Source organism: Tardiphaga sp. 862_B3_N4_1, from assembly GCF_051811085.1.
Lineage (GTDB): Bacteria > Pseudomonadota > Alphaproteobacteria > Rhizobiales > Xanthobacteraceae > Tardiphaga > Tardiphaga robiniae.
In genome coordinates this window covers 959,693-977,042 of the sequence record NZ_JBPWQB010000001.1, presented here as the reverse complement: position 1 = coordinate 977,042, position 17,350 = coordinate 959,693, and the positions used below count along the sequence as shown (strand labels likewise).

The following is a 17,350-nucleotide window of genomic DNA, read 5'->3' as shown; positions in this document are numbered from 1 at the left end:
GTCGATCAGCCTGCATCGTTCGACCAAGCTTGTAGGCAAAATCCGAATTCTATGAAAGCATGGAGGTAACGGGCGGCAAGCCCGATCGAACGACGTCGCGCATCAGCGCTGCGATTTTCATGTCTGGGAGGAACTATGATCGCTTTTCTGCGTGCCGCTGTGCTGTGTCTTGTCGGCTTCGCCAGCCTCGCCACGACGACCCTCCCCGCCTCCGCCGCCGGCTATCCGGATCGCCCCGTGCGCTGGCTGATCGGCTTCGCTGCCGGCGGCCCCGTCGATATCGTGGCGCGCATCATGGCACAGTGGCTGTCGGATCATTTCGGCCAGCAATTCGTCGTGGAAAACCGCGCTGGATCGGGCGGCAATCTCGCCGCCGCCGCGGCCGTGACCTCGGCGCCGGATGGCTATACGCTGCTGTTCGTCGCACCGAACAACGCAATCTCGGCCTCGCTCTACAAGAAGCTGCCTTACGATTTCATCCGCGACACCGTGCCGGTCGCCAGCATCATGCAGCTCACCAATATGCTGGTGGTATCGAATGGCATGCCTGTGAAAACGGTCCAGGAGTTCATCGACTACTGCAAGGCCAATCCCGGCAAGATCTCCTATGCGTCGTCGGGCAATGGCACCTCGGTGCATATGTCAGCCGAATTGTTCAAGGCGATGACCAAATGCGACATGATCCACGTGCCCTATCGCGGCTCGGCGATCGCGTTTCCTGACATCATCTCCAACAAGGTGCAGTTGATCTTCGACAACCTGCCCACGGCGCTCGAACAGTCGCGGGGCGGCACCGTCCGCGCACTCGGCGTCACCTCGCCGCAACGCTGGCCCATCGTGCCGGACGTCCCGGCCATTGCCGAGACGGTGCCAGGCTTCGAGTCCATCGGCTTCTACGGCATCTCCGCGCCGAAGGGCACGCCGCCGGAGGTCATCACCACCCTCAACAAGGCTGTGGGCGAAGCGCTGAAGGATCCGAAGCTGATCGCACGGCTCGCCGAGACCGGCGGCGTGCCGAAGCCCATGACGCCCGAGGAATTCGGCAAACTGGTTGCCGCCGAAACCGAGAAATGGCGCAAGGTGGTGGAATTCGCCGGCGTCTCGGTCGACTGAGCCAGGGGCGATTGATCCGGGGGCGACTGAGCTAGACGCTCAACGCGACCATGGCGGGCAGCAGCTCAGAACTGCTGACCGCCCCGGCGACCAGATAGGCGAAGCCCAGCAAAGCCAGGAAGCCGAGGAAGAACAGCGCAAAGAGGATGATCGAGAGCTTCTTGGCGAAAGCCGAGATGTTGGTGAGGCCGAGGCCGCCGGCAATCAGGGAAATGATCAGACAGATGACAGCCCAGCGAAACACCCGCGCCTCCCTACGTTGAAATTGCGCGGGCCAACGCCACCGCCCGGCCAAAGTTCCGCCCCCGGGAACGCGGCATTGCCGACAGGCGATGGCCGATATAAGGAGTGCCTGCACCGCCGTCCCCGGTCCTCACGCCCGCTGGACGCCGGCGGGGCCTGTAGCTCAATGGTTAGAGCCGACCGCTCATAACGGTCTGGTTGCAGGTTCGAGTCCTGCCGGGCCCACCAGTGATTTCAAAGGGTTGGACTATCTCCGACCGCTTTGCTTTTTCTTCAACCAACGAAACAACCAACGCTACTTTTTTCTTGGGCGCTGGACGTGAGGCGATAGCTTCCGCAGCTTCCCGCAGGAATTCGGGATGGTGATGGCCGTATGTGTCGCGAAGCGTTTTTTCGCTCATGCCAAGGAAGCCCGCTGCCTGCCACATCGGGGCCACCCGCTGCATCAACCAAGTCGCTGCGGTGTGCCGTAGCGTGTGAGGCGTAACGTTGCCTACGGCTAGGTCTAGCCCGGCCAGACGCACTCCGGTTGCGAAGCCCGTCTTCACCGACGCCACCGGCTTCCCATTCCATTCAACAAAGTGCCTGTCGGCTGTACCGGTCCACGCCCATCTTCGCATGTGAGCCAATAACCGATTGGGCAACGGAACGGGTGTCTGGCGCTTTGCACTGGCTTTCTTGCCGATGGCCAGCCTGTAGAAGATGCCATTTTCGAGATCGACGAATGACTTGCCTTCTGCTCGGCAAGGCGCAGCGCTGGCAATAGCTGCGGCACGGGTACCCGTATAGAGGCCAATCAAGATGAAACGGGCAAGATGGCGTAGAGGCCGCCTCTCGGTGACAACTTTCCGGCCCTTGAGCTTTTCGCGTTCGGATGAGTCGCGCAGGTTCTTAACCCAGAGATTGAACTACACTTTGTGCCGCGCCGAATGTGCGAACCATTTACCGAAACGGCCGCAGGCTCGCAACTTTGTCAAACCACTTTCCATCTTCACAGAAAAATTCGACTACACTTTGAGGAATCGTTTGAGGACATCCGGTCGTGTTGTTGGGTTTTCGCGCGCGTATACACGTTCTCCCGTGAAGTCCCTCTGATATAGGGGTTAAGTGTATATATTGAACAATAACCTATAACCCACCTAAGTATCTGATATCACAGCAGGAGGTTTTTGTTTTCGGCTTGACAATAACCTAACAACAACCCCTCTCTGCGGAGGGGAGTTGTTGTCAGGACCGGGGTTGTTGCGGAGGTTATTGTTCGCGCAATTGCGCGTATCACTGCCGAAGATTTGGATCGACTTCCTGCGCCAAATCGGCCGGGAACGCGTGCAACACGCGGCCATCGCCAGCGTACACGTACACGACCCATTCGTCGCCGGGCGTCGGCAACGTGTAGCCGAGATCGCAGGCCGATGAGCCCCCGCCGCCTCCAAAAGCAAACTGACTGTCGGAGTGATCACCTCGCAAAACGCGGCTTGCTGTCGCTAGTGCGCGCCAAGGACGAGCGTGGCCGGGGTGTAAGCCAACATAAGATGCCTGATCGACCCGAACGAGAACGACCGCGCGAACAACGTTTGTGCTGTATGCCCTGGCCACGCGTTCAGGGGCCGACGAAAACACGGTGCATGCTTCCGCAGTGGTCGGAAGCGCGGCAATTGCGATGATCGCTATCCATTGGCGCATGAAAGGTCCCTTCGTTCACCAGCGCATCAAATACGGACGCCGGGCCTTTTTCGAATTCACAACTCGCAAATCAGGCCGCGCGGTTGCGTTGAAGCACACCATTTTGTGGCAAGGATGATCCTTATGCCAAATTTGAATGGCCTTCCCGAGCGCTTCGTCGCGGCTGTTTGCCATCACTGTGCCGAAGCCGCTTCGAACGTTGACCACGCCGTCCTCCAATGCGCGGCAGCCCGTGACGACGTAGAGGTAGATCATTCGGGGGTCCTCCGGCGGGTACGCGAATTCAGATGCCCGCAAACGCAGACGACGGCCTGTCCGTGTAAGAGAAAGCGCAAAGCGCTTCAAACGCTGTTGAACTGCGTTCTGCTCAAATACACGCAACTTTAACCCCAGCGTGAGCCGGCGCTTTCTCTCTCCCGTCGCAACGTTAGAGTGCGCGAAAGGGAGCGCACGATGACCTGGATCAAGGCAAATGTATCGGACCCGATGTTCTTAGCGTGCTTCGGTGCCGCGATTTTTGGCTCTTCGAGTTCTTTTTCAAAAGGTTCTTCGGCCGACCGAATATCGCTAGCATAGGCCTGTTCATTGAAGACCGAAGGCTCGCCTTTTTGGCAGCGGCTCTCTTGGGGCAGCCTCGATGTTTTTACTCGGTTGGTTTGTGAACCGGAAAGCCGGGTTTGGCCTAGCCCACCTCTCGATCGGCCCATCAGCCGTGTTTCGCCCCCGCCCGCGCAACCGCCGTGCTGATGAACGCGGACAATGGAGGTGTCTATCATCTGGACGGAGCCGTCATGGGATTCGGCGAGCGACTTCATGATCAAGTCCCAGATGCCAGCCATTCGCCAACGAACGAAACGGTTGTAGCAGGTCGTGTAAGGCCCAAAGCTCTCCGGCAGATCGCACCATGGTGCGCCTGACCGCAATATCCAGAAGATGCCGTTGAGGACACGTCGGTCGTTGACCCTCGGTACGCCGCGCGGCTTGTTCGGAAGGAACGGCCTGATGGCAGACCACTCAAAGTCCGTGAGTTCGTATCTCATGATTCGAGCTCCCCGTTCGGGAGCTTGAATCACGCCTATCTCGGTGTTCGCAACGCCGATTTGCAGGTCCGAGATGGGCCGGATAGCGGACATGCTGCAGATATGTCAAAAGAGACGTGAATGACCCGACCCGGACTCATCGTCGCTCCTGTATTGGCGAGCATATCAAGAATTTCGTACTTGTCGCGAGCAGCGGTGAATGGTCCTTTGCCTACATAACGCATCAAGTACTATCTGGCATCGGACCTCATACGGATCGAAGATGAAAGCCTACCTATTTGACTTGGACAGCACTCTTGCAGCCAGCGAGGCTTTGAAAGCACGAGCACTAGCTCAGGCCTGCGCGTCCTATGGAGCGAAAGCCAACCACCTGATCTATGCTGACGTGATGGGCGAAGACTGGCCCACGGTCACCGGGCATTTTCTCAAACGATACGATCTAAGACCGCCATTTGATGAGTTCAATGATCGCTTCCGCGGCTTCTATCTCGATCTGATCGAGGCGGAAGTCTCTGAAACGCAGGGAGCCCGCCAATTCGTTCTTGAAACGCGGAGCAGCGGGACAACAATCGGAGTGGTCAGTTCGGCTGCCACCTGGATGGTTGAGAAGGTGCTGGCGAAGCTCGATCTACAAAACTCCTTCGACCTGGTCATCACTCAGGAAGATGTGGCGCGTCATAAGCCCGATCCGGAAGCCTATCTGTTAGCGCTTTCCCGATTGCGGGTGAGCGCGAAGGATACCCTCGTCTTCGAGGATTCTTCCGCGGGCATGAAGGCGGCGAAAGCCGCCGGTTGTCACTGCGTTGCAGTTCGCCATGCCTTTAATGGAAAACACGACTTCTCCGGTGCTCTCCGCGAGATTGAGAGCTTTAGCGAGGTTCTCGGAGCGGCAGCGCAGGACTGGGATTCATAGAAACCGTTACGAATGTCTGCGCTTCTACGCACAGCAGGCCAATTCTATGGCGGAGAAGGACGCCGCGTTCCACAAGCTCGCTTCGGGCGTGGGGAATGCTGCGGCCGATTTGTCCCTCGCGTTCGAAGATTCTCGCTCCGGCATTCAATCTGCCTCCGCGGCAGGAATTTGGCACTTTTTGGACCTGAGCAGATGTCCGGTTTAAGTCCGCAAAGCGTCGGATAGCGGGCATCGTTCAGAACGTGCTGATTAATCTCGATTTTATGAGTACATGGCCTAGTGCGCCGGAGGAGGAAGTTTTAGTACCAATCAATTTGGAAGAACTCCGGTAGCCGCCGTGCGAAAATGCCGGCGGTTTTTCTCTGCCGGAAGCAAGATTTTCAAGCAGGCCGGCGCAACGTGCTGCACCCGTCAACTTCGTAGTGATCTATCGGCAGCCTTCGGGGCATGCCGGCACCCATTGCGTATTGCCGGCTCTGTGGCACGATGAAGCGAATTTCAGCAGTCGGTTTGTGTACAAATGATCTTTGAACCAATTCGATTGATGCCTGAGGCGCCCGGGCAAACCCCGGCGAGGAACCGCACGATCTTTTCTCTCCTGGCGGCGGTTAGATGGGTCCAGCGTTACGTTGACACCGAAGCCAAGACAACGCCGCGGTGGACGAAGCTGATCGCTGTTCTTGATGAGGCAACCGTCGGGAAAATTGAGCCGCACGAGGTTCGAACCGCGCTCCATGTCGCTCTGATGGCTGAAGGATGGGCGATGCCAGACGAGCTTGAGCAACCAGATATATTCACGTCTGGCCGAGCGGATTCCCCGTAACATCAGCCGGGGTCCACCGGTAGCGGCACCACCTTCAAGTGGACGCCGGTATCTGTCATAGTTCAGGCTTCACTGCTCGGAGAACGCTCATGTTGTTCCCTGTCGGTAGTCGATGGCTCGCAGCAATTCTCGCGCTGACATTTTGCACCAGCGCGAGCGCCGGCGATGTGCTCTTCGAAAATGTTCGAATCTTCGACGGGAGAAGCGCCACTCTTTCCGCTCCGTCGAATGTGCTGATCAAGGGCAACCTCATCGAGCGTATTTCCACGGCACCGATAGCAGCCGCAGACGCTCAGCGTGTTGCAGGAAACGGGCATACGCTGATGCCTGGCCTGATCGACAATCATTGGCATGCGATGTTGATACGGGTGACGCCGGCCCAGGCTTTCGGTGACGTCGGCTACAACAATCTACTGGCCGGCAACGAAGCGACTGACACTCTGATGCGCGGCTTCACGACCGTTCGCGATGTTGGCGGGCCGGTGTTCGGCCTCAAGCGTGCCATCGACGAGGGCATCGTCAAGGGCCCACGCATCTATCCGTCCGGCGCCATGATCACTATCACGAGCGGGCATGGGGATTTCCGGCAGCTGACCGATCTACCACGCACGATCGGCGGCATGCTCACCCGCATGGAGCAGGTCGGTGGCGCTATAGTTGCGGACAGCCCTGACGAGGTGCGTCTGCGCGCGCGCGAACAACTCATGCAGGGCGCCTCCCAGGTCAAGTTGACGGCGGGCGGCGGAGTGTCGTCACCCTTCAGTCCGGTCGACGTGACCACTTTCACCGAGGCCGAACTACGCGCCGCCGTTGAAGCGGCCGAGAACTGGGGCACATATGTCGCCGCGCATGCCTTCACTCCGGCTGCGATCCAGAGAGCCGTTGCCGCTGGCGTGAAGTGCATCGAACACGGCATGCTGATGGACGAGGCAACCGCCAGGCTACTTGCCGAGAAGGACATCTGGTTGAGCTTGCAGCCCCTCCCCGAGGGCTTGAGGCTTGGCTTTCCGGAGGGGTCCGTCCAGCGAGCCAAGGCGGATGAGGTCTGGCCCGGCATAGCCAGGTCCTACGAGTTTGCAAGGAAGTACAAGATCAAGACGGCGTGGGGCACCGACGTGCTGTTCTCGCGCGCGCTCGCGCAGCAACAGGGCGCAATTCTGGCCTCGCTCACGCGCTGGTACACCCCCGCCGAAGCGCTGGTCATGGCGACATCGACAAACGCCGAACTGCTGGCGCTGTCCGGCAAGCGCAATCCCTATCCCGGCAAGCTCGGCGTCGTGGAACAGGGCGCGCTCGCGGATTTATTGCTTGTCGACGGCAATCCGCTGGACAACATCAACCTGATTGCCGATCCCGCGAATAACTTCAAAATCATCATGAAAGACGGCGTCATCTACAAGAACACTTTGAGCAAGTGAGCCTATGCGCAGCCTCCTCTTTCTTGTCGTCATAATGATCGGCCTCGCATCGCCTGTCCGTGCTGCGGAGGATGTAGCGGCGGCGCAGAAGATCATCAGCTCCCAAGCCGATGCGCTGGCGCGCGACGACGCTGTGACTGCCTATGGATTCGCGGCCCCCGGCATCCAGAGCATTTTCACCGATCCCGACAGCTTCATGGACATGGTGCGCAACGCCTATGCCCCCATCTATCGCCATCGCAGCTTCGAATTCACCGAGAGCAATACGTCCGGTGGCACCATCGAGCAGAAGGTCCATATCGTCGATGCCGATGGTGTGCCGTGGGATGCGCTCTATACGCTGGAGCCGCAGCCGGATGGCACCCTAAAGATCAGCGGCTGCATGCTGCTGAAAGTCGGCCAGGCTGTGTGACACCTCACAGCGGCATTCACATTCGCACCTCACATCATCTATAATAGGTCCTGCACGTCTCTCGTCCTACGGTTGCTTCCCGGGTGAATTTGTTGCGGTACCTGTCCCTCAGCACACTGTCTCCCATTGTCCTGGGCAGCCTGTTGGCGTGCGGGGTGTCGACCATCGCGATGGCAGACACGCGTCGCCTATCCCTGATGCCCGATCCGCGCGGCGAGTTCATCCGGCTTTGCGCGCCCTTCATGGTGTCGCGCTATGCGCATCCCGAAGCGATCTGCGACTGCGTCCGCACCGCGCTGATCGGCGAGATCGGCGATCGCGATATTCTCGACGCTATCCTCTACGGGGTCACCGAGCGCGGCGTCCCCACGCTGAACGAGAACTGGCTGCCGCCGGACAAACGAAGCTTGATCCCGCGGACCATGACGGCGATTGCCGAGCCGACGCTGGATTGCATGTTCGGTAGCGGCCCGGCCAAACGCGCGCTCGAAAACGTACCGATCGATGGATTTCCGGCGATGCCACCGGTGCAGGATCTGACGCCTTAGGCGACCGATGCGCCCGAGGAGAAAATCAACCTGCGGCGCGCCCGCAGCATCAGCGCCGTGATGATGGTGACGTTGAGTGCATTCCAAGCGAGGCCGTTCATGAACGCTGCCGCGTAGGAGCCCGTAGCGTCGAAGATGACGCCCGACATCCAACCGCCAAGTGACATGCCTCCTACCGTGCCCAATATGACAATGCCGACACGCGTAGCCGCCTGCGATGCGGGCATCGCCTCGCGGATGATGATGGCATAGGCCGGCACCAGACCGCCCTGGAACAGGCCGAACATCGCCGAGATGATGTAAAGCGAGGCCAGGCTGTCGAAGAACAAATAGAACAGCAGTGCGAATCCCTGCAGCAATGAGCCAATCAGCAGTGTGCGAATGCCACCAATACGATCGGCCAGAAAACCCGAGCCAACACGGCTGACAATCCCGCAGGCCAGCATCAGCGACAACATCTCGGCGCCGCGCGTCACGCCGTAGCCGAGATCTCCGCAATAAGCGACGATATGCACCTGCGGCATCGCCATGGCGACACAGCAACCGATGCCGGCCACAAAGAGAAGCGTCGTCAGCGTGTTGTTGCTGAGCTGGAGATCGACCTTGGGCGGCGGCGCATTGACGTGACTACGTCGTGTGACAGTGCCCATCTGCGCACGCAGAACCGCGAGCATCAGGAGCATCAGGACGGTTGTAACGACCCCGACACTGATATGCGTCGAACGCCAACCAAAAGTCAGAATGCCCCAGCTGACAATGGGCGGCCAGAGCGTGCCGCCGATATAGCTGCCGGTCGCGGCGACGGTCACCGCGATGCCGCGCCGGCGTTCGAACCAGTGCGACGCCTCCGCCATCAGCGGTCCGAAGGTTGCCGACGACCCTGCCCCGATCGCCACGTGAATAAGATTGAACTGCCAGAGCGCCGTGGACTGCGACGCGAGAAGATAACCGGCCCCCATCAGCACCGTCGCAAGCGCAATCGTGGCCACGATGCCGAACCGGTCCGTGAGCCTGCCGGCCACCACGCCGCCGAGGCCGAAGCCGACCATGGTCAGGGTAAAGGCCAGCGACGCCGCGCCGCGGCTGGCCGCGAAGTCGGCCTGCACGGCCGGGAGCGCCACCACCACCGACCACATGCCAACGCTGCCCAGCGAGCCGATGATCAGGGCAAGCGACAGCCGGATCCAGGCCTGACGGGAGTCAGGCAGGAACGGCATCGAATCTGAAGTGGGGGTCGCGATGGTCACGGCGGCAACATCCTCGGCGTGTGCCCACGGGTCAAGCGATATGCCGAAGGATTAGGCATGCAGAAACAGTGCAACAGACCGTTTCGGCCAAAACTGGCTCCGGGCTTGTGGCAAAGCCGCTCAGTAACGCCTCGTTAACCCTTTGCTAACCATACACACGGCAAAAATTGCCGAGTGGAGTCGCGTCTCGTCAGCTGACCGGGGGAATGCCCGTGGATGCCAGTGCGGTGCCTCACTTGCGGATCGGCGGCCCTTCGGCCGCCGCGCAGACGTTCGGCAGTCGCGAACGACATTCGCGCGGGGAAGCGGCATCGATGACGGATTTGATCGCGGGTCAGGGTCTGGGCGCACCCAAGAGCGGCGGTTTCGACTTCGCCAGCATCAGGACGAACGTCTTGCGCGGCGATATCGGCCTGGCCTTTGGCGTTCTGATCATCCTTGTCGTCCTGATCATGCCGCTGCCAGCCATCGTGATGGATCTGTTCCTCGCGATCTCGATCACCATGTCGGTGTTGATCCTGATGACGGCGCTGTTTACCCAGACGCCGCTGGAATTCTCGTCGTTCCCGACCGTGCTGCTGATCTCGACCATGTTGCGGCTGTCGCTGAACCTGGCCTCGACCCGCCTGATCCTGTCGCATGGCCACGAAGGCACCGCCGCGGCCGGCCACGTCATCGAGGCGTTCGGCAATTTCGTGATGGGTGGCAATTTCGTCATCGGCATCGTCGTGTTCGCGATCCTGGTGATCGTGAACTTCATCGTCATCACCAAGGGTTCGGGCCGTATCGCCGAAGTCGCAGCGCGCTTCCAACTCGACTCGATGCCCGGCAAGCAGATGGCGATCGACGCCGATCTGTCGGCTGGCCTGATCGACGAGGCCACCGCCAAGGCGCGCCGCAAGGACCTTGAAGACGAAAGCGGCTTCTTCGGCGCCATGGACGGTGCTTCCAAGTTCGTCCGCGGCGATGCCATTGCCGGCCTGCTCATCACCGCCATCAACGTCATCGGCGGGATCATCATCGGCGTCGCGCAGCAGGGCCTGTCGTTCTCGGAAGCCGGCCGCACCTATACGCTGCTGACCGTCGGTGACGGCCTGGTCACCCAGGTTCCGGCGCTGATTGTCTCGACCGCCGCGGGCCTGCTCGTCTCGAAGGCGGGCATTACCGGCGCCGCCGACAAGACGCTGATCAAGCAATTCTCCGGCTATCCGCAGGCGCTGGGCATGTCGGCCGGCGTCATGCTGACGCTGGCGCTGCTGCCGGGCATTCCGATGCTGCCGTTCCTCGCGCTCGGCGGCGGCGCAGCCTATCTCGCCGTCACCGCCAACAAGCGCAACAAGGTTGCGCGTGCCGAAGTCGCGCATCAGGCTGCAGCGCCCGCCGCCGCAGCAGCAGCACAAGCTGCCGCCGCGGACGAGCCGATCTCCGCATCGCTGAAGATCGACGATCTCAAGATCGAACTCGGCTACGCGCTGCTGCCACTGGTCAACGGGCCGGACGGCACCGATCGCCTCACCGAACAGATCAAGGCGCTGCGCAAGTCGCTCGCTGTCGAAATGGGTTTCGTGATGCCGTCGGTCAGAATCCTGGACAACGTGCAGCTCGAAGCCAACACCTACATCATCAAGATCAAGGAAGTGGACGCCGGCACCGGCCGCATCTGGCCGAACCAGTTCATGGTCATGGATCCCGGCGGCAATCAGGTCAATGTCCCGGGCATTCACACCACCGAGCCGACCTTCGGCCTGCCCGCGACCTGGGTCGATGCCGGCCTGAAGGAAGAAGCTTCGCTCAAGGGCTACACCGTGGTCGACGCCGCCACGGTCTTGTCGACGCATCTGACAGAGCTGCTGAAGGGCAATATGTCGGACCTCTTGTCCTACGGCGAAGTGCAGAAGCTACTGAAGGACCTGCCGAAGGAACAAGGCGAACTGGTCAAGGATATCGTCCCGTCGCTCATCACCGTGTCGGGCATCCAGCGCGTGCTGCAATTGCTGCTCACCGAACGTATTTCGGTGCGCGATCTCTCGACCATCCTCGAAGGCATTGCCGACGCCCTCGCCTTCTCGCGCAACCCGTCGACCATCGTCGAGCATGTACGTGCGCGCCTCGCGCGACAGATCTGCGCGCAGAACACGTCCTACAACGGCTACCTGCCGCTCATCGCACTGTCGGCGCAGTGGGAGCAGGCCTTCGCGGAATCGATCATCGGCACCGGCGAAGAACGCAGTCTCGCGATGCAGCCGTCGAAGCTGTCGGAGTTCATGACCACCGTGCGCGATCGTTTCGAACAGGCTGCGCGCGAAGGCGAAGCGCCGGTGCTGGTCACCTCGGCCTCGATCCGGCCGTTCGTGCGCTCGCTGGTGGAACGGTTCCGCGCACAAACCACCGTGCTGTCCCAGGCGGAAATCCACCCCCGTGCGCGCCTGAAGACCGTCGGAAGCGTCTGATTCGGCGGCAAGAGGCTAGCAACCTTGCCCGAAACCGATGTAAATTCGTCACAGACAAGAGATTTGCCAGAATGTCGCATCCCGAGGCCATTTCGGGGCGACGGCACGAATCACTCTCAACGCTCTGATAATAAATAATAATTTATGAATTTCAGGGCCAAGCCGGGTGCTTCAATCGCGCCGGATCACGTCTTATCACTGCCTTGTGATCGACTATTTGGAACGGAACGACCCAACACCACGTTTCCTATGCGTGATGAGTTGAACCTGCCGACGCGGACACGACACAAACGGTCGTAGGCAGAGTAAGACGGCAGGGAGCGTTTCCAATGAACCACTCGATTTACAGCGCGGATCGCAAGACCCACCTCAAGGTGGTGATCGTTGCTCTGGTCGCCGGTATCTTCGTGGCAGGCTTCGGAATCTCGGCCCGCATGAATGCTGACGAAGGCTACAGCCAGACCGCCAGCGCTCGTGTGATCAAAGCAGGCCAGCCGGTTGCTGTCACCACTTCGAACGCCAGCATGGTCCGCTAAGAAATTCAGGAATTCGCGTGGCGATGTCCCCCAAGGTCGTCAGGTGAATACATAGAAGCTCCACTTCCCCCCGAGTGGACTTCTGAATGGAAAACGCCCGCTCCCCACGGGCGTTTTTCTTTTGTGGGGTGCTTTCTTGCTTCTCCCTCCCTCAAGCAGCGCAGCTGCGCGGTGGGAGGGATACTCTGCGCGCCAGCGCGCCACATCACAGATTCAAATTTCAAACAGCCACGCTCTCGCAGTCTCGCGGCGCTTGCGCGTCCGAGGTGTGAGCAGTCCCCCTCAGATAGATGAGGGGTGGCAGCGCGCCGTGAGGCGCAAAGGGTGGTTTTTTATCGCGGTCCGCTCCACCGGAACGCCGGCAAGCTGCAACCGCGCAACGCCTCACGGCGCGCCACCGCGGCGATTTCTGTCCCCGGGACCGTTCTTCCGGGCAAAGGCGCAGAGCTCCGCACTCCGCTGATCCCGACGGTTTCCCGCCGTTCACCAATGCCACGTCCAGCCAGCATGAGTGGCAGACCCCCGTAGTGGGGCCGGACGGTGACCCAGGGCCTCCCGAGTGCGCGGGGTACGTCACCCCACACCCGCAGGCGCCGCATCCCTGTTCCACTTCAAGACGCCTCATGAAGCGCCCCTCGCGAACCGGATGAGAGGAGAATAATCCTGTTGGGGATATTGTCAAGAACAATAGGAAAAAATGTTTAAGCCCTATTCTATCGATTGTCATTCCGGGGCGCGCTCTTGCGCGAGCCCGGAATCCATAACCACGATCGCGCGTATGGATTCCGGACCTACCCCCAGCCGGCTACGCCTGTCGGGCGCGTCCCGGAATGACAGCCAGTGAGCTCAAAATCGCGTTGCACCTAGCTTTGCGCGAACTACACTTTCCTCACCGAAGTCCAACACCGATAATCACGGTGATCGCAATGACGTATTACGTCTATCTGCTGGCCAGCCGAAAATACGGCACGCTATACATTGGCGTGACGAACGACCTTATACGGCGAGTCTACGAGCATCGTAGCAAGGTGGTTGACGGCTTCACGCGACGTTATGACGTCGACAAGCTCGTTTGGTTTGAGGTCTACGATGACGTCCTGTCGGCCATTGCGCGTGAGAAAGAACTCAAGAAATGGCGCCGCGACTGGAAGATCCGATTGATCGAAGAGCAAAATCCAAACTGGATGGATTTGTACCCGGTGCTTTCCGGCTGACGTGGAGTTTATGGATTCCGGGCCCGCGCAAGAGCGCGTCCCGGAATGACAATTGAGAGGTTTGCATTACAGCGACTGCGCCGCTTTCATGCGCCCCGGAATGACGACTGTGGGACCAATGCCGGATGACGAGAGAGCCTAACGATCACCGTGCCGGCGGCACCGTTTCGATCAGCTTGCCGGTGAAAACGATCGGGCCCGTGGCAGCACCGGTCGGCGAACCGCCTTCCGGCTCGACGGTCACGGCATAGGTGGCCTGATTGACGACATCGGGATCATAGGCAGCGAGTGCAGCGCGCGATGTGAAGTCGTTGCTGCCGATCACGCCGAGCGAACGCGGACGCTGCAGCTTGTCGGACACAATCCAGAGCTCGTAGCTTTTGCCGGCCTGCGGTTCGGCGCCAACCTTGCGCACTGTAAAGTTTTTGGTCGCCGCATCGACAGTGAGGATGAATGCGGGTGACGCAGCGTCGGTCTGCAGCAAGGCGACGTATTGCGACTGAGCTGCTGCGGGCGGCGCGACCGGCGCTGGCGCCTGCACCACCTGTTGCGCTGCCTTCGGGCGTAAACCCGCCGGCAGCAATTCGGGGCGATAGGCCTGTACGGCAATCAGCGCAACAAGCATGGCGGCAATCGCGGTCATGCCGGTGGCCACACCGCGCCAGCGTTTTGCCTGGACCGAGAAATCAATCACGTTCGAACGATCGAGCGTCGGGCGATCGATCGCAGGCTGCTCAGCAACGACCGCCGCTGCAGTGACCGGCTGCGGCGCTTCCGGATGCACGATCGCTTCTTGCGTACCGGCCAGACCGATCGCAACGCGGATTTTCTCCCAGACTTCAGGACGCGGCTCGACAAGGCCGACCATCTGATTCAAAACGCCGAGCTTGCGCTCCCACGCCTCGACCACAGCGGCAAAATCCTTGTCAACGGACATCATGGTCTCGACCTGCACGCGCTCTTCGGCACTGAGCGTGCCAAGCGCATATTCCGCGGCAAGCGCGATATGGTCTTCGCTATAGGCCATCATGTCAGTCCCAGACACTCCCGGATGTCCATCATACTGCGGCGCAGCCACGTCTTCACTGTATTGACCGGCGCTTCGAACTTCGTCGCGAGTTGTTCGCGGCTCCAACCATTGTAGTAAGCAAGCAGCACCAGTTTCTGCCGGTCCGGCTCAAGCCGGCCCACGCACTCCAACAAGCGCTTCAATTCTTCGGTCATTTCCTGTCGCGCGAGCGGGTCAGGTGTATCGGCTGCCACTTCCATTGCAGCCGGCTCTTCCTCGATAGACGTTTCGCTTCTCTTGCGAACGACATCAATAGCCCGGTTACGAGCGATCGACGCCATCCACGTGATCGGCGAGGCAACACCGGGATTGAATTGCCCGGCGCTGTTCCAGATCTTGACATAAGCCTCCTGGATGACTTCCTCGGCGAGATCCTGTCTGCGCAAGATACGGATCACGACGCCAAAGAGTTTCGCGCGCGTCGCTGCATAGAGTCGCTCGAAGGCGGCTTCATCCCCTTTGGCAACTGCGGCAAGAAGCCAGACCAGTTCAGCCGGCGTCAGCATTACGTCTCCCCAACCTCAATATACCTTTCGCCTTACGGAGGTGCCGCCCGGCGGTATTACCTGTCGTAACATAGATTATAGCAAGCGGGCCATGTCGCTGTTTATGCTGTGGATAGACCACAAACAGCAAACCCGGACCTCACGGCCCGGGCTTGATGACTTCAATCTTTGAGGCTCGTTGGCTCGCCGCTTCTGCGGATCAGGCCACTGCGCCGATGCGGGCACGCATCAGGCCAATGCTGTCGAGGTCGGCCTGTTCGCGTGCGTTCTCTTCGTCGCGTGCACGGGCCTGGTCGCGCTCATCGAGCAGTTCGACCTTCTTGAGTTCTTCGAAAGCTTCACTCAGCAATGCCTTCGCGTCTTCGAGCTGCACGCGCAGCTCATCGGCCGAACGTGTCAGGTTCTCGCGACGTTGAATCGCAGCCTTCGCATAGGTGGGATAGGCAAAGTGAGTGGGATCCTGAATACCGGCGCGATCCTGTTCGGTCTGGATCTCGCGCTCGAGATCGACCGACATGCGCTGGAAATCCGCGATCATGCCTTCGATCTGATTGACCCGGCGGCGCTTCTCATCGACCTGGAACTTCTTCAGGCGGATCAGGGTGTCACGTGACTTCATCGACTCATACTCCCCAGAAGTCCCAGTCTCAACGCGGGACACAACCGGACAACCGCAAGGGGCTGACCGGCCGAAATTCTTCTCTGAGGGTCATGATGGCCTGACAAAGTTAGCGTTCCGTTTCCAAACCACCAACGATTTGTTGCAGTTGCTGATAGCCTTGGGCCAGTCCGCAGACTTCGTCCTTCCGTTGCCGCAGGAATGCCTCAAGCGGCTCATGGAGCCGGATCGCCTCGTCCACTTCCGGACTGGAACCGGCGCGATAGGCGCCCAGCCTGATCAGTTCCTCCATATCCGAATAGGTCGCCATGATCTGCCGGGCTCGCGTGATCGTCGGCAAATAGGCTGGATCGCAGGACCGCGGCATGGTTCGCGACACCGACTTCAGGATATTGATAGCAGGATAGCGACCGCGCTCGGCGATACCGCGTTGCATCACGATATGGCCATCGAGAATGCCGCGCACGGCGTCCGCAACGGGTTCGTTGTGATCGTCGCCGTCGACCAGCACCGTGAAGATACCGGTGATCGAGCCTTCATCGGTGCCCGGCCCTGCCCGCTCCAGCAGTTTCGGCAGTTCGGTGAACACCGTCGGCGTATAGCCTTTCGCGGTCGGCGGCTCGCCGACGGACAGACCGATCTCACGCTGCGCCATGGCGAAACGCGTGACCGAGTCCATCATGCACATGACGTCCTTGCCCTCGTCGCGGAAGAATTCCGAGATCGACAGCGTCAGATAGGCCGCCTGGCGCCGCATCAGTGCCGGCTCGTCCGAAGTCGCCACGACCACGACAGCGCGTGCGAGACCTTCTTCGCCCAAGTCCTCCTGCAAGAACTCCTGCACTTCACGGCCACGTTCGCCGATCAGGCCGATGACCGACACGTCGGCATCGACATTGCGTGCCAGCATCGACAGCAAGACCGACTTGCCGACGCCGGAGCCCGCAAAGATGCCCATACGCTGGCCGCGGCAGCAGGTCAGGAAGGTATTGAGCGAGCGCACCCCGAGATCGAGCGGCGCGCCGACGCGTTTGCGAGAATGCGCCGGCGGCGGAGACGCGCGATATGGCATCGGTGCCGGGCCCTGCAGCAACGGCCCCTTGCCGTCGATCGGCTCGCCCATGGCGTTCACGACGCGGCCGAGCCAGGCGATCGAGGGCCGCACCTGGCTGGCAGCATTGGCGATCACCGCCCGGCAGCCGCGGCGTACACCTTCCAGTCCGGCGAAGGGCATCACCACGGCGTTGTCGCCACTGAAACCGATCACCTCGGCGGGGATGGAACGGCTTGTGCCGGTCTCGATGGTAATGCGGGCACCGACCGACATCGCGTGGATCGGCCCGGCCACCTCAACCATTAACCCGCGAACACCGACCACCCGGCCGTAAATATTGACGCCATCGAGGTCAGTAATCTGTTCCGCAAGGGCTTTCATTGCAAAACCCTTAAGTTTCGCTTCATTGCCGGCTCGGCCTTAACCCCGTGTTTACCCGCATCGTTAATCATTACGTCACTG

At 60.3% G+C, this 17,350-nt stretch carries 15 protein-coding genes, 1 tRNA gene and 2 pseudogenes; 9 read left to right on the top strand and 9 right to left on the bottom strand.

Features of this window, described 5'->3' with window-relative positions:
* The first annotated feature begins 135 nt into the window (after positions 1-135).
* Complete coding sequence (locus tag AB8B02_RS04570; RefSeq protein WP_439063248.1) at positions 136-1,113, top strand: Bug family tripartite tricarboxylate transporter substrate binding protein; 978 nt, start codon at positions 136-138, stop codon at positions 1,111-1,113.
* Positions 1,114-1,144: 31 nt separating this feature from the next.
* Here the strand turns inward: AB8B02_RS04570 and AB8B02_RS04565 are convergent, their stop codons facing one another.
* Positions 1,145-1,357 carry a DUF1328 domain-containing protein gene (locus AB8B02_RS04565; RefSeq protein ID WP_439063247.1) on the bottom strand — a complete coding sequence of 71 codons (213 nt, stop codon included), beginning with the start codon at positions 1,355-1,357 and terminating at the stop codon, positions 1,145-1,147.
* Positions 1,358-1,508: 151 nt separating this feature from the next.
* Between AB8B02_RS04565 and AB8B02_RS04560 the strand changes: the two genes are divergently transcribed.
* Positions 1,509-1,584: transfer RNA gene (locus AB8B02_RS04560), tRNA-Ile, on the top strand.
* A 143-nt stretch (positions 1,585-1,727) separates the two neighbouring features.
* On the opposite strand, the pseudogene AB8B02_RS04555 reads toward AB8B02_RS04560, so the two are convergent.
* From AB8B02_RS04555 to AB8B02_RS04545, 3 genes and pseudogenes are all read right to left on the bottom strand, one after another.
* A pseudogene (locus AB8B02_RS04555) lies at positions 1,728-2,156 on the bottom strand (tyrosine-type recombinase/integrase); the annotation flags it as partial.
* A gap of 898 nt (positions 2,157-3,054) precedes the next feature.
* Entirely contained in the window at positions 3,055-3,294 is a 240-nt protein-coding gene (locus AB8B02_RS04550; protein ID WP_439063246.1) for a hypothetical protein, read from the bottom strand.
* A 428-nt stretch (positions 3,295-3,722) separates the two neighbouring features.
* Positions 3,723-4,079 (bottom strand): annotated as a pseudogene (locus tag AB8B02_RS04545) (IS5 family transposase); the annotation flags it as partial.
* A gap of 262 nt (positions 4,080-4,341) precedes the next feature.
* Here AB8B02_RS04545 and AB8B02_RS04540 point away from each other — a divergent pair.
* The 4 genes from AB8B02_RS04540 (at position 4,342) to AB8B02_RS04525 (ending at position 8,193) form a co-directional block, all read left to right on the top strand.
* On the top strand, positions 4,342-4,992 hold the full coding sequence (locus tag AB8B02_RS04540; protein ID WP_439063245.1) for an HAD family hydrolase: 651 nt from the start codon (positions 4,342-4,344) through the stop codon (positions 4,990-4,992).
* A 912-nt stretch (positions 4,993-5,904) separates the two neighbouring features.
* Positions 5,905-7,233 carry an amidohydrolase family protein gene (locus tag AB8B02_RS04535; RefSeq protein WP_439064587.1) on the top strand — a complete coding sequence of 443 codons (1,329 nt, stop codon included), beginning with the start codon at positions 5,905-5,907 and terminating at the stop codon, positions 7,231-7,233.
* A 4-nt stretch (positions 7,234-7,237) separates the two neighbouring features.
* Complete coding sequence (locus tag AB8B02_RS04530) at positions 7,238-7,645, top strand: DUF4864 domain-containing protein (RefSeq protein WP_439063244.1); 408 nt, start codon at positions 7,238-7,240, stop codon at positions 7,643-7,645.
* 170 nt (positions 7,646-7,815) lie between these two features.
* On the top strand, positions 7,816-8,193 hold the full coding sequence (locus AB8B02_RS04525) for a hypothetical protein (protein ID WP_175367293.1): 378 nt from the start codon (positions 7,816-7,818) through the stop codon (positions 8,191-8,193).
* On the opposite strand, the gene AB8B02_RS04520 is transcribed toward AB8B02_RS04525, so the two are convergent.
* Positions 8,190-9,410: an MFS transporter gene (locus AB8B02_RS04520; RefSeq protein ID WP_439064586.1), complete on the bottom strand. Its 1,221-nt coding sequence runs from the start codon at positions 9,408-9,410 to the stop codon at positions 8,190-8,192. The two genes, AB8B02_RS04525 and AB8B02_RS04520, sit on opposite strands and share 4 nt — an antisense overlap.
* Positions 9,411-9,652: 242 nt before the next feature.
* Between AB8B02_RS04520 and flhA the strand changes: the two genes are divergently transcribed.
* The 3 genes from flhA (at position 9,653) to AB8B02_RS04505 (ending at position 13,640) form a co-directional block, all read left to right on the top strand.
* Positions 9,653-11,890, top strand: a complete 2,238-nt coding sequence (gene flhA, locus AB8B02_RS04515) for a flagellar biosynthesis protein FlhA (RefSeq protein ID WP_089267512.1) — start codon at positions 9,653-9,655, stop codon at positions 11,888-11,890.
* A 329-nt stretch (positions 11,891-12,219) separates the two neighbouring features.
* Positions 12,220-12,426, top strand: a complete 207-nt coding sequence (locus tag AB8B02_RS04510) for a hypothetical protein (protein WP_439063243.1) — start codon at positions 12,220-12,222, stop codon at positions 12,424-12,426.
* 926 nt (positions 12,427-13,352) lie between these two features.
* Positions 13,353-13,640, top strand: a complete 288-nt coding sequence (locus AB8B02_RS04505; protein WP_068737108.1) for a GIY-YIG nuclease family protein — start codon at positions 13,353-13,355, stop codon at positions 13,638-13,640.
* A 145-nt stretch (positions 13,641-13,785) separates the two neighbouring features.
* Here the strand turns inward: AB8B02_RS04505 and AB8B02_RS04500 are convergent, their stop codons facing one another.
* The 4 genes from AB8B02_RS04500 to fliI all read right to left on the bottom strand — a co-directional run bounded on the left by AB8B02_RS04500 (position 13,786) and on the right by fliI (position 17,269).
* On the bottom strand, positions 13,786-14,667 hold the full coding sequence (locus tag AB8B02_RS04500) for an anti-sigma factor (protein WP_439064585.1): 882 nt from the start codon (positions 14,665-14,667) through the stop codon (positions 13,786-13,788).
* On the bottom strand, positions 14,667-15,215 hold the full coding sequence (locus tag AB8B02_RS04495; RefSeq protein ID WP_089267514.1) for a sigma-70 family RNA polymerase sigma factor: 549 nt from the start codon (positions 15,213-15,215) through the stop codon (positions 14,667-14,669). Before AB8B02_RS04495 ends, AB8B02_RS04500 begins: the two co-directional genes overlap by 1 nt.
* A 199-nt stretch (positions 15,216-15,414) precedes the next feature.
* Entirely contained in the window at positions 15,415-15,834 is a 420-nt protein-coding gene (gene fliJ, locus AB8B02_RS04490; protein ID WP_068737112.1) for a flagellar export protein FliJ, read from the bottom strand.
* A 109-nt stretch (positions 15,835-15,943) separates the two neighbouring features.
* Positions 15,944-17,269 carry a flagellar protein export ATPase FliI gene (gene fliI, locus AB8B02_RS04485; protein WP_089267515.1) on the bottom strand — a complete coding sequence of 442 codons (1,326 nt, stop codon included), beginning with the start codon at positions 17,267-17,269 and terminating at the stop codon, positions 15,944-15,946.
* Between the last annotated feature and the right edge of the window lie 81 nt (positions 17,270-17,350).